The following is a 12,430-nucleotide window of genomic DNA, read 5'->3' on the forward strand; positions in this document are numbered from 1 at the left end:
GTTTTTGCGGTAGCCGGCCAGTGGCCGGCACTACGTGATCCTGGGTTGCCGGCCAGCGGCCGGCACGACCGTTACGCGGCGCGTCGCAGGGTTTCAGTCAGCGACTCGATGCTGGCGGCCTTCGGTTTGACCAGCCAGAACTTGCCGATGTAATCGCGGAACTCATCCATGATCTGCTGCGCCCAGATACTGCCGGTCAGCTCGCGGTGGCGGCCGATCAGGCGGTGCAGGTGCTGACGGTAGTTCTCGAAGCCCTCGGCCGATACGCGGTGGATGTCGATCAGCTCATGGTTGTAGCGGTCGACGAAATCGCGATCGACGTCCAGCACGTAGGCCAGGCCACCGGTGAAGCCGGCGCCGAAGTTCAGGCCGACCTTGCCCAGCACCAGCACCACGCCGTCGGTCATGTACTCGCAGCAGTGGTCACCGGCACCTTCCACCACCGCCAGTGCGCCGGAATTGCGCACCGCGAAGCGTTCGCCCGCGCGACCGGCGGCAAACAGCTCGCCACCGGTGGCGCCGTACAGGCAGGTATTGCCGATGATGGCGGTGCTGCGGGCCTCGAAGCGCGCGCCGCGCGGCGGACGCACCACCAGGCGGCCGCCGGCCATGCCCTTGCCGACGTAGTCGTTGGCTTCGCCTTCCACTTCCAGGTGCAGGCCGCCGACATTGAACGCGCCGAAGCTCTGCCCGGCACTGCCGCGGAAGCGCAGTTCCAGCGGTGCTTCGGCCATGCCCTGGTTGCCGTGCGCGCGGGCCACGGCACCGGCCAGGCGGGTGCCGATGCTGCGGTCGGTGTTGTGGATCAGGAAGCGGTGCTCGCCACCCTGCTTGTGCTCGATGGCCGGCGCCAGCAGGCCGTCCATCTGCGTGGCCAGGCTGTCCGGCGATTCGTACAGGCGCTGTGCGGCGCAGTGGCTGCCTTCGTAACGGGCATCGGCCAGCAGGCGCGACAGGTCCACGCGCACGCCGTCGCGCGGCGCGGCCTCGATCTGCCGCAGCAGGTCGGTGCGGCCGACGATCTCTTCCAGCGAACGCGCGCCCAGGTAGGACAGCCAGCCACGCACTTCCTCGGCCAGCAGGCGGAAGAAGTTCTCCACGCGCTCGGGCTGGCCGGTGAAGTGGTTCTCGCGCAGGCGGTCATCCTGGGTGGCCACGCCGGTGGCGCAGTTGTTGAGGTGGCAGATGCGCAGGTACTTGCAGCCCAGCACGATCATCGGCGCGGTGCCGAAGCCGAAGCTGTCGGCACCCAGCAACGCGGCCTTGACCACGTCCAGGCCGGTCTTCAGGCCGCCGTCGGTCTGCAGCAGAGTGCGCCCGCGCAGGTCGTTGGCCAGCAGCGCCTGGTGCGCTTCGGCCACGCCCAGTTCCCACGGCACGCCGGCATAGCGGATGGAGCTGACCGGCGAAGCGCCGGTGCCGCCGTCATGGCCGGAAATGGTGATCAGGTCCGCGCCGGCCTTGACCACGCCGGCGGCAATCGTGCCCACGCCGGCATGGCTGACCAGCTTCACCGACACCAGCGCGGTCGGGTTGACCTGCTTGAGGTCGTAGATCAGCTGGGCCAGGTCTTCGATGGAATAGATGTCGTGGTGCGGCGGCGGCGAGATCAGGCCGATGCCCGGCTTGGCATAGCGCAGGCGGGCGATCAGTTCGTTGACCTTGTGGCCGGGCAGCTGGCCGCCTTCGCCGGGCTTGGCGCCCTGCGCGACCTTGATCTGCAGCACTTCGGCATTGACCAGGTATTCGGCGGTGACACCGAAGCGGCCCGAGGCCACCTGCTTGATCTTGCTGCGCCGCGCGGTGCCGTAGCGCGCCGGGTCTTCGCCACCTTCGCCGGAGTTGCTGCGGCCGCCGAGGCGGTTCATGGCAATGGCCAGCGCTTCATGCGCTTCCGGCGACAGCGCGCCGAGGCTGATGGCCGCGGTGTCGAAGCGCGGGAACAGTTCGCTGGCGGGGGCGACCTCGTCCAGCGGTACCGGCGTGGCCGCCGGCACCAGTTCCAGCAGGTCGCGCAGCGCCGACGGCGGCCGTGCATGCACGGCATCGCAGTACTGCTGCCACGCACGCGGGTCACCGCTGCGCGCCGCGCGCTGCAGGGTGGTCACCACGTCCGGGTTGTACATGTGGTACTCGCCGCCGTGCACGTACTTCAGCAGGCCGCCGACATCCACACCCTGCTGGGCATCCCAGGCCTGCGCGCAGAGTTCGCGTGCATCGGCATCCAGGCGGGCGAAGCCGGCACCACCGATGCGCGAGGCGGTATCGGGGAAGCACAGGTCGACCACTTCCGGTTCCAGGCCGATGATCTCGAACAGCTGCGCACCGCGGTAGCTGGCCACGGTACAGATGCCCATCTTCGAGATGATCTTCGACAGGCCCTTGTACACGCCCTTGCGGTAGCGGCGGCCGATCTGCGACTGCTCGCCGCCCTTGCTGAGCTTGAGGATGCCGCGGCGGCCCAGGTCGAACAGGGTCTGGTAGGCCAGGTACGGGTACACCGCAGTGGCGCCGAAGCCGAGCAGGCAGGCCATGTGGTGCGGGTCGCGCGCGGTGCCGGTCTCGACGATCAGGTTGACGTCGCAGCGCAGGCCCAGGTGCGAGAGGTGGTGGTGGATGGCACTGGTGGCCAGCAGGGCATGCACCATCGGCCGCCCGGCCACCGGATAGCGGTCGGACAGCAGCAGCATCACCATGCCCTCGCGGGCAGCTTGTTCGGCCTCGGCGCAGATGCGCTCGATGCCGGCGCGCAGGCCTTCGTCCTCGCTGTAGGACAGGTCGAGCAGGCGGTTGGCCTGCACGTACTGGTCCATCTTCAGCAGCTGGCGCAGCTTGCGCTGGCTCAGCACCGGCGAGTTGAGGATGACGTGGTTCACCGTCTCCGGGCCGGCATGGAAGATGTTGGTCTCCTTGCCGAGCTGGGTGGACAGGGACATCGCGCAGTCTTCGCGCAGCGGATCGATCGGCGGGTTGGTGACCTGCGCGAAGGCCTGGCGGAAATAGTCGTACAGCGGGCGGCTGCGCTGGCTGAGCACGGCCATCGGCGTGTCATCACCCATCGAGCCGGTGGCTTCCTGCTCGGTCTCGGCCAGCGGCCGCAGCACCTGCTCCACTTCCTCGCTGCTGAGCTGGTACAGCTTGTGGTAGCTGCGCAGGGTGCCTTCGTCGAAGGGCTCTTCCACCAGCGACGGATCGATCAGCTCGGTCTGCAGGTAGGTGACGCCCTGCTGCAGCCACTGCTTGTACGGCGCGCGGCCACGGTTGATGCGGTCGATGGCTTCCGAATCGAGCAGGTCGCCGCGCTTGAGGTCGATGGCGATCATCTCGCCCGGGCCGAGCTTGCCTTTGCGCACCACGCGCTCGGTCGGCACTTCCCACACGCCGGCTTCGGAGGCGACCAGGAAGTGGCGGTCGGCGGTCAGCATCCAGCGCGCCGGGCGCAGGCCGTTGCGGTCCAGCGTACACACCGCATAGCGGCTGTCGCAGGCGACGATGCCGGCCGGGCCGTCCCACGGCTCGCTGTTCAGGCCATGGAACTCGTAGAACGCGGCCAGGTCGGGATCCTTGAACTCCAGCGACTGGGTCGCCGGCGGCACCAGGATGCGCAGCGCCTGGATCAGTTCCATGCCACCGGACACCATCAGCTCCAGCATGTTGTCCAGGCTCTGCGAATCCGAGCCGTGCATGGAGATGACCGGATCGAACTCGGCGATGTCGAAGCGCGGGGTCTTCCACACCTTGCTGCGCGCCTGCGCCCAGCGGCGGTTGCCCTCGATGGTGTTGATCTCGCCGTTGTGGGCGAGCATGCGGAACGGGTGCGCCAGCGGCCAGCGCGGCAGCGTGTTGGTGGAGAAGCGCTGGTGGAACACGATGGCGCTGGAAGCCAGTTCGCGGCGCTGCAGGTCCGGGAAGAAGCGGCTCAGCTTGTCCGGCAGCACCATGCCCTTGTAGCTGATCGCGTTGGGGCTGAGGGTGGTGACGTAGTAATCGGCATGCTCGCGCAGCTGCTGTTCGCTGCGGCGGCGGGCCAGGAACAGGGCCAGCGCGAAGCCGCCGTCGTCCTGGCCGACACCGGCGTCGACGAACACCTGTTCGATGCGCGGCAGCGTATCGCGGGCCAGCTGGCCGCAGACGCTGTCATCGGTGGGCACTTCGCGCCAGCCGGCAACCTTGCAGCCGACCGCTTCCACCTGCGCCTGCAGCTGCGCGCGGCAGGCCTGCGCCGCCTCGGCATCGTGCGGCAGGAACACCAAGCCGGCGGCGAAGCGCGCACCCACGGTGATGCCTGCTTCGCTGGCCAGCAGTTTCAGGAAGGCATCGGGGCGGCGCAGCAGCAGGCCGCAGCCATCGCCGGTCAGCCCGTCGGCGGCGACGCCACCACGGTGGGTCATGCGCGAAAGCGCGGCGATGGCGGTGTCGACCAGTAGACGTGAGGGCTGGTCGTCGAGCTGCGCGACCATGCCGAATCCACAGGCATCGCGCTCGGAGCGCGGGTCGTAAAGCCCTTGGCGGTTGCGGGGGGCCATCTCTACCTCGATGCGAAATGAAATGAGCGGGGACACTCGTGCCCGCTCATTCCCTGGAGCGCATCGTGAGGCCACCGGATGCCTCGACTAAATCATAGTTGCTGCAACGCCGCAATACACGGTTGCGCGTGCAACCAAAACGCCGGCAAACCCTTGCCGGCGTTGGCTTTCACTCAGCCGCAGCGGGCGCCGCTGACCAGGCCCTTTGCGTCCACCTCGATGTTCAGGCGATCGCCCAGGAACTCCATCGTGGCCACATCATTGGGCTTGAGCACGCGCACCTGGCTGGCGGCGGCATCTTCCTGGGCCTGCTTGCCCAGCGCATCGGTGTAGGCCTGGCCGACCAGACTCTGCACTTGGCTGGCATCGCAGGTGCCGGCCGGCGGTGCTTCGGTGGCCTTGCCGGCTTCATCGGCCGGCGCCTTGGCGGCTTCGGCGGCCTGCTGGGCGTGGGCGGTGGCCGAATCCTGCTCGTCCAGCGCTGGGGCCTGGCAGGCGGACAACGCCAGCACGGCCGGCAGCAGCAGGGCGGAGAGCGAACGGGCGCGGATCTGGAACGACATCATGACTCCGGAAGAGAAGGGACCGTGAAGACCCGAGCATAGCCGCGAACCCATCCTCACGTGTTTGTCTTGCGTTATTGACGCGTCGGCTGCACGGCGCTGTCCATGCTGCCAGCCATGCCCACGACCCCCACCCCCGAACAACAGGCCGCACGCGCGGCGGGCCTGCGTTATGTCGATGACACCCAGCCCGGCATCAGCCGACGCCGCGCAGGCAAGGGTTTTGCCTACCGCGATGCTGATGGCCATGCGGTGCGCGATGCCTCCACCCTCCAGCGCATCCGCGCGCTGGCCATCCCGCCGGCCTACAACGCCGTATGGATCTGCGCGCACGCCAACGGCCACCTGCAGGCCACCGGCCGCGATGCGCGAGGGCGCAAGCAGTACCGCTATCACGCCGAGTGGGCGGCAATGCGTGATTCGGGCAAATTCGACCGCACCATCGCCTTCGGAGAAGCGCTGCCTGCCCTGCGCCGCAGGCTCAGCCGCGACCTCAAGCAGCGTGGTTACCCGCGCGAGAAGGTGCTGGCGGTGGTGGTCGCGCTGCTGGCCGACACCCTGGTGCGGGTGGGCAATGAGACCTATGCCAAGGAAAACAAGTCCTATGGCCTGACCACGCTGCGCAACCGTCACCTCGACCTGCTGCGCGGGGGCCGCGTGCGCATGCGCTTCCGTGGCAAATCCGGGCAGCTGCATGAGGTAACCGTGGGCGACCGCCGGCTTGGCACCCTGGTGCGCGGCGTGCAGCAGCTACCGGGGCAGGCGCTGTTCCAGTACCGCGACGACGACGGTGTCGTGCAGCCGGTCGATTCCGGTGCGGTCAACGATTACCTGCGCGAGGTGATGGGCGAGGACTTCACCGCCAAGGATTTCCGCACCTGGGGCGGCACCCTGGCGGCGGTGCAGACCTTCGCCGCCACCGAGTTGCCGGAGCCGTCCAGCCAGCGAGCGCTGGCCAAGGCGCAGCGCGAGGTGGTGTGCCAGGTGGCCGCACGGCTGGGCAATACCCCGGCGGTCTGCCGCAAGGCCTATATCGACCCGTGCGTGTTTGCCGGCTGGGAGCGTGGCGAACTTACCGCGCTGGCAGGCCTGCGCGGACCGCGGCAGTGGGAGCAGGCGACGTTGAAAGTGCTGCGCCGGGCGCGGCGGCTGGCCAAGCGCAGCGGGGCAACGGCCGCGTAGCGTCGAGCGTGCTCGACGGCTGTTACCCGCAGTAGATCGCGGTGATATTGTTGGTGCGGCCGGTTTCAATCGTCAGGCGGTCACCGCCTTCCTGCGCCGCACCCGCCGCCGGATCGGCATTGCCGCTGGCGGTGTTACCGCTGCGCTCGCGGTTGCCGCGCAGAACCTGCACATGCAGGCTGTCGCTGTCCACGCGGGCGCGTTCGATGGTGACTGCCGAGGCAGCCAAGCCAACCGCGCCGCGCACCATGTTGGTGTGGCACTGGCCGGAAATCACGCCATCGATCGGCTGGATCTGGGCAACCGGACTGCTGCTGCAGGCAGCAAGGGCGAAGCAGACGGCGGCGGTGGCAATCGCATGTTTCATCTGGGCATTCCTCGTGTCGTGGCTTGAAGAGTGCGACGACACGCGTGGTGGCGGAATGAATGCCGTGCACGTGATGGACACGGCGCGCTCACTGCCGCTGACAGGCGAGATGGAGAGACTGCACGAGCGGCGCACGCCGCCCCCCGGTAGTGCCGGCCGCAGGCCGGCAACCCCATTCCCCTCCCGAGGAGACCTGCATGGCCACCACCAAGAAGACCCCCGCCCGCCGCAAGGCATCGCCCAAGGTGCGCAAAGGCAGCACCGCGACGAAGACCCCCGTCGAAACCGACCGCCCGCGCGTGGTGAAGACCGCCACCCGCAAGGCTGCCGCGAGCGACCCGCGCGCGGCACGCGTGGCATCGCGCCAGCGGCGCCTGCAGGACCAGGAGAGGGCCAAGGACGCACGCGCAACCAAAAAGGCAACGAAAAAGGCCGCCACCCAGGCCGGCGCACGCCGGCAGCCCGAAACGATGCCGGCGCAGCACCTGGCCAAGCCCGGCCACGAACATGCACTTGAACTTGCGCCGCGCTTCCTCGCCCCGGACTACGTCGGCAGCGGCAAGCTGCAGGGCATGCGCGCGATCATTACCGGCGGTGATTCCGGCATCGGGCGCGCGGTGGCCGTGCTGTTCGCCCGCGAAGGCGCCGATGTCGCCGTGCTGCATCTGGATGAAGCGGAGGACGCGGACATCACCCGCCAGCACGTGGAACGCGAAGGCGGCCGTTGCGTGGTGATCGCCGGTGACGTGCGCGACCCGCGCTTCTGCGACCGGGCAGTGAAGCAGGTGGCCAAGGCTTTCGGCGGCATCGACATCCTGGTCAACAACGCGGCGTTCCAGCTGCATTGCGAGCGCCTGGAAGACCTGGAAGACGCGCACCTGCAGGAGACCCTGCAGACCAACATCGGCGGCTACATCCAGATGGCGCGGGCGGTGCTGCCGCATCTGGGCGAGGGCGCCAGCATCATCAACACCGGCTCGGAAACCGGTCTGTTTGGCAGCAAGGCACTGATCGATTACTCGGCGACCAAGGGCGCCATCCATGCCTTCACCAAGGCGCTGGCCAGTCAGCTGCTGCCGCGTGGCATCCGTGTCAACTGCGTGGCGCCGGGCCCGGTGTGGACGCCGCTGAACCCGGCAGACAAGCAGGCGGAGGACGTGGCCGAGTTCGGCAAGAACAGTGACATGGGTCGCGCCGCGCAGCCGGAAGAGCTGTCGCCGGCCTACGTGTTCCTGGCTTCGCCGGCCTGTGCCAGTTACATCAGCGGGGCCATCCTGCCGGTGATGGGCGGGCCGCACGGTTGACGGGGTGGTAGTGCCGGCCGCTGGCCGGCAGCTATCCTCGGCGCACGCGAACAGAGGATGGGGTGGGCATGGACGGCACCGTTGAATACCTGTGGCTGCCGCCGGACGCCATACCGCCCGAACGGACCCGCTCCCCTTACCGCGCCATTGTTGCTGTCGAAATCGCCGTGGAGGCCGAGTGGCAGGCACGGGTGAGCGACTGGCTGGTGCGCAGCGGTTGCCGCTACATGATGGCCTGGGGCATCGAGTGCAGCGGTTGGGATGATGCGGTGGACATGGCATCGCTGGAGGGCGAGGGCGCCGACGTTGTGATGACCACCTGGCATGAGCGCGACACTCTGGCGGAAGTATTCGCGTTCTGCGCCATTGCCCAGCACCCTATGCTGGAGCTGCCGCACACATTGGTGCTGCATGTGGCTGGGGTGGCCGACCGGGCGCGCGTGCTTGCCGGTGTTCAGGGCGCTGTAGCAGCAGGTGCATAGAGATCGGCGATACGCGGAATGAACCGCTGCGGGTTGGCACCGACCAGGTTGGTCAGCACCACCACCGCCACGCCGCGGTCGGGGTAAACGATGAAAGCCGATCGCGCGCCACCGATGCCGGCAACCTGACGGTCCGGCCCCGCCCGCAGCACCGGCCAGCCGGCGGCCCAAGGGCCGGCCCGGCCGTCGGCGAGCGGCTCGGCCGTCCACATGCGCGTGCGCGCGGGTTCGCCCAGCAGGCGGCCGTCGGCCAGCGCGGCCAGCCAGCGGGCAGTGTCATCGGCGGTGGTCAGGATGCCGCCGCCGGCCCACAGGCTGTTCGGCACGTCGTAGAACCAGTGCGACAGTCGCGGCGGCGTGTCGGCCGCTTCGGTCGAACGTGGCGCCAGGCTGTACATCGTCGCCGCATCGGATATCAGGTCGTAGCTGTCGCCAAAGGTGGTGCGGGCCATGCCGACCTTGCCGAACTGGCTGCTGGCGAGGAAGCGTTCGTACGGCATGCCCGACTGCCGCGCAATGACCCGCGCCAGCAACAGGTAGTTGGTCTGGTTGTAGGCGAAGCGCTGGCCGGGTGCGGCATCCATCGGCCGCGCGGTCACGGCCTGCCAAGCCTGCGCCTCGGTGCCACCGCCCAGCAACCCGCGCTCATCGAGGATGTCCGGCAGGCCCGAGGTGTGCGCGAGCAGCTGGCGCACGCGAACGTTCTGCCATGCTGCCGGCAGCGCATCGAGATAGCGCGCCAGCGGCGCTTCCAGATCCAGCTTGCCCTGCTGCGCCAGCTGCGCGGCCGCCACGCCGGTAAAGGCCTTGGTGGCCGAGTTCAGCGGGAAGCGCGTGCTGCGCGTGGCGGCGACGCCGTTCTCAACGTTGGCCAGGCCGAAGGCTTCGGACAGCACCACCTGGCCGTCCTTGACCACCGCCACCTGCAGGCCGGGGATGCGCGCGTCCTGCATGGTCTGGCGGATCAGGCGGCGTGCCTGCTCGTTGGCGGCATCAGGGCCGGGCGAAGCGGCTGCCACAGGCAGGGCAGCAACGAGTAGGAGCAGGATGGGCAGCGTTGGGCGGAACATGGGCATTCCCGATGGCTTGTCGGGGATCGGATGCGTGGGGCGGGGAAATGGTTTAAGCCCTTCACCCACGCCCTACCGTTCGTCGGCCCATGACTTCCGGGGGGTTGACTACAGCTGTCGTCACGCAGACAGTGACGACACGTGTAGTCAAGGGAGTGGTGTCATGCGTGGCAAGACCATCGGGGACCAGGAACTGGCCCTGCTGCAGTACATCGATGAACATGCGCCGGCCAGTGTCGGCGAGGTCGCCAGTGGCTACGGCGAGGCCCGCGGGCTGGCCCGTTCCACCGTGCTGACGATGATGGAGCGGCTGCGCGCCAAGGGGTATCTTCAGCGCAAGCAGCAGGAGGGCGTCTACCGCTACCAGGCTACCCGTGGCCCGGAGAGCGTGCTGCAGGGCGCCGTGGCCCAGTTCGTCGACAACACCCTGCAGGGCTCGGTGTCGCCGTTCGTGGCCTACCTGTCGCAGCGCCAGGAAGTCAGTGACAACGAGCTGGCCGAACTGGAAGCACTGGTCGCCCAACTCCAATCGCGTCGCCACGAGGGCTGAGCCATGGACACTACGATGCTGATTCCGATGTTGGAGCGCCTGGGCTGGACCAGCCTGCAGACCGTGCTACTGGTGGCCCTGGTGTACGGCCTCTGCCGCGCCTTGCCCTCGCTGTCGGCCAGCACCCGCTGCCGCCTGTGGTGGCTGGTGTCGCTGCAGGCGGTGCTGGGCCTGTTCTGGAGCCAGCCGCTGCAGCTGGCCTGGCTGCCGGCGCCGCAGGCGGTGGCAATGAGCGCCACCGACCTGGCCGCCGATGCGATCCATCCCATGGCGCCGGAACTCTCGGCGAACCTGCTGGCCACCGCGCCGATCGACCAGGCCCACGACATCGCCGCGTCGATCGGCAGCGGCGTATCGCCGATGGCCTGGTGGGCGATGGCGCTGGCCGCGCTGTGGCTGTCCGGCGTGCTGCTGATGGCGTGGCGCACCTTCGGTGAGTGGCGCCAGTGCCGTGCGCTGCTGGCCGCCTCGCACCCCTGCGAAGACGCGGCCCTGGTGCAGGCGCTGCAGCTGGCTGCCGATGCCCACGGCCTGCGCCGCGCACCGCGCCTGTGGATGAGCGAACAGGTGGACGCGCCGCAGCTGGTCGGCCCGCTGCGCCCGGTGCTGCTGCTGCCGGCCGGTGCCAATGCCCTGCAGGGCGATGCACTGGATCTGGCACTGACCCACGAGCTGCAGCACATGCAGCGGCGTGACCTGCAGTGGGGCCTGCTGCCCGCGCTGGCCCAGCATCTGTTCTTCTTCCATCCGCTGCTGCGCCTGGCCGTGCGCGAATACGCCCAGACCCGCGAGGAAGCGGTGGATGCAGCAGTGGTCGGCCAGCACGGTGCCAGCCGCCACGCCTACGGCCGCCTGCTGCTGCAGCTGGGCGTGGCGCCGCAGCCGCACCTGGGCGTGGCCAGTGCCGCGCCGAGCACCACCAGCCTGAAGCGCCGCCTGTTGAGCCTGCAGCCGCGTCGCGCCTGTCCGCGCATCCTCGCCATCGGCCTGACCGCCCTGGTGGTTGCGGTGGGCGTGGCGCCGATGCGCCTGGTGGCCGCCCCGGCACCGCCGGCGCCGCCCGCACCGCCGAAGGTGGTCCCTGCACCGCCCGCACCGCCGGCCGTGCCCGCCGTGCCGGCCAAGGGGGTGCACCTGGTGATGCCCAAGCCGCCGGCACCGCCCGCCGCGCCGTCTGTCCCCGCGGTTCCGCCTGCGCCGCCCGCGCCTCCGGCACCGCCGGCCGAGGATGACGACAGCTACACCACGGTGGGCGAGCTGCACCTGGGCAACGACCTGGAACGTGGCCACGTGCTGATCGACCATGGCCGCAGCTATGCCAGTGCGACGATCGATGACATCCAGCAGGCCCGCCGCGATGTCGGCCGCGACGGCCCGGTGCTGTGGTTCCGCGAAGGCAACAAGCGCTATGCCGTGCGTGATCCGGCCTTGATCCAGCCGCTGCAGCGCGTCTATGCGCAGTCGGCCGAACTGGGCCGCCAGCAGGGCCAGCTCGGTCGCGAGCAGGGCGTCCTGGGGCGCCAGCAGGGTGAACTGGGCCGCAAGCAGGCCGTGCACGCCCGCGAAATCAGCCGTGTGGCGACGCAGGCGGCAAGCCGGGCGGTGCGCGAGAGCGACATCAACCGCCAGGGCGCAGCGGAAGCCGCGAGAGCGGCGCGTGGTGCGGTGGATGACGCCGCGATTGCCCGCCAGGCCGCAGCCGAGGCCCGCCTTGCGATGCGTGAAGTGCAGGCGGTGCAGGACGCGCACAGCCACGACATCAGCGAACTGGCCAACCAGCAGGCGCAGCTGGGCCTGCGCCAGGCCGCGCTGGGCAGCCAGCAGGCGGAACTGGGTGAACGCCAGGCACAGCTGCAGGCGCAGGCCTCGGCACAGGCGAAGCAGGTGATCGCCCGCGCCATGGCCAGCGGCAAGGCCCAGCAGCTCTGATACAGCATGCCGGCCAGCGGCCGGCACTACCAGGAGACGGGGTAGTGCCGGCCGCTGGCCGGCAACATCAACCGCAGCTGGCGCGTTCGATCCGGTTCTGCTCGTCCACGTGCACGGTCACGCGGTCCTGGCGGAAATCCATGGTCACGGCCATGCCCGGCTTCACCACGCGTGCGTTGCGCGCGCCGCTGTCGGCCACCAGCTTCTTGATCGTCGCCTCGTCGGCGGTCTTGCCGGTGAAGGCTTCCAGCGCCTCGGGGCGGCACTCATGCGTGCCCTCGGCGCCCTTGGGCGGCAGGGGGGCTGTGTCGGCGGTGCTGCTGGTGCCGGCATGGCTGCAGGCCGCGAGCGGCAGGATGCTGGCCAGCAGCAACAAGGTCGTAGGGCGCATGGGCACGGCTCCGGTGAAGGGACAACGGGCAGTGTCGCCGCCGCGCGTGTCAGTGGTGTCAACGCC

Annotated in this window: 10 protein-coding genes; 5 read left to right on the plus strand and 5 right to left on the minus strand. The window is 69.2% G+C overall.

Annotated features, from left to right (window positions below):
* Positions 1 to 71: 71 nt before the first annotated feature.
* Complete coding sequence (gltB, locus tag C1925_RS00565) at positions 72 to 4,526, minus strand: glutamate synthase large subunit (protein WP_108767230.1); 4,455 nt, start codon at positions 4,524 to 4,526, stop codon at positions 72 to 74.
* Positions 4,527 to 4,699: 173 nt separating this feature from the next.
* Positions 4,700 to 5,089 carry an I78 family peptidase inhibitor gene (locus tag C1925_RS00570; RefSeq protein WP_108767231.1) on the minus strand — a complete coding sequence of 130 codons (390 nt, stop codon included), beginning with the start codon at positions 5,087 to 5,089 and terminating at the stop codon, positions 4,700 to 4,702.
* 117 nt (positions 5,090 to 5,206) lie between these two features.
* On the opposite strand from C1925_RS00570, the gene C1925_RS00575 reads away from it, so the two are divergent.
* Positions 5,207 to 6,271, plus strand: coding sequence for a DNA topoisomerase IB (locus C1925_RS00575; protein ID WP_108767232.1), 1,065 nt, complete (start codon positions 5,207 to 5,209; stop codon positions 6,269 to 6,271).
* A 22-nt stretch (positions 6,272 to 6,293) separates the two neighbouring features.
* Here C1925_RS00575 and C1925_RS00580 read toward each other — a convergent pair whose 3' ends face one another.
* Entirely contained in the window at positions 6,294 to 6,638 is a 345-nt protein-coding gene (locus C1925_RS00580) for a hypothetical protein (RefSeq protein WP_108767233.1), read from the minus strand.
* A 197-nt stretch (positions 6,639 to 6,835) separates the two neighbouring features.
* On the opposite strand from C1925_RS00580, the gene C1925_RS00585 reads away from it, so the two are divergent.
* Positions 6,836 to 7,942 carry an SDR family oxidoreductase gene (locus tag C1925_RS00585; protein ID WP_108767234.1) on the plus strand — a complete coding sequence of 369 codons (1,107 nt, stop codon included), beginning with the start codon at positions 6,836 to 6,838 and terminating at the stop codon, positions 7,940 to 7,942.
* A gap of 68 nt (positions 7,943 to 8,010) precedes the next feature.
* Entirely contained in the window at positions 8,011 to 8,424 is a 414-nt protein-coding gene (locus C1925_RS00590) for a hypothetical protein (RefSeq protein WP_108767235.1), read from the plus strand.
* On the opposite strand, the gene C1925_RS00595 is transcribed toward C1925_RS00590, so the two are convergent.
* Positions 8,397 to 9,494, minus strand: coding sequence for a serine hydrolase domain-containing protein (locus tag C1925_RS00595; RefSeq protein WP_108767236.1), 1,098 nt, complete (start codon positions 9,492 to 9,494; stop codon positions 8,397 to 8,399). The genes C1925_RS00590 and C1925_RS00595 overlap by 28 nt on opposite strands.
* Before the next feature lie 163 nt (positions 9,495 to 9,657).
* Between C1925_RS00595 and C1925_RS00600 the strand changes: the two genes are divergently transcribed.
* A complete protein-coding gene (locus tag C1925_RS00600; protein ID WP_108767237.1) occupies positions 9,658 to 10,044 on the plus strand; it encodes a BlaI/MecI/CopY family transcriptional regulator in 387 nt (128 codons plus the stop codon).
* Between the two features lie 3 nt (positions 10,045 to 10,047).
* Positions 10,048 to 11,973 carry a M56 family metallopeptidase gene (locus C1925_RS00605; RefSeq protein ID WP_108767238.1) on the plus strand — a complete coding sequence of 642 codons (1,926 nt, stop codon included), beginning with the start codon at positions 10,048 to 10,050 and terminating at the stop codon, positions 11,971 to 11,973.
* Positions 11,974 to 12,040: 67 nt separating this feature from the next.
* Here the strand turns inward: C1925_RS00605 and C1925_RS00610 are convergent, their stop codons facing one another.
* On the minus strand, positions 12,041 to 12,364 hold the full coding sequence (locus C1925_RS00610; protein ID WP_108767239.1) for an I78 family peptidase inhibitor: 324 nt from the start codon (positions 12,362 to 12,364) through the stop codon (positions 12,041 to 12,043).
* Between the last annotated feature and the right edge of the window lie 66 nt (positions 12,365 to 12,430).

This window comes from Stenotrophomonas sp. SAU14A_NAIMI4_5 (assembly GCF_003086795.1).
Lineage (GTDB): Bacteria > Pseudomonadota > Gammaproteobacteria > Xanthomonadales > Xanthomonadaceae > Stenotrophomonas.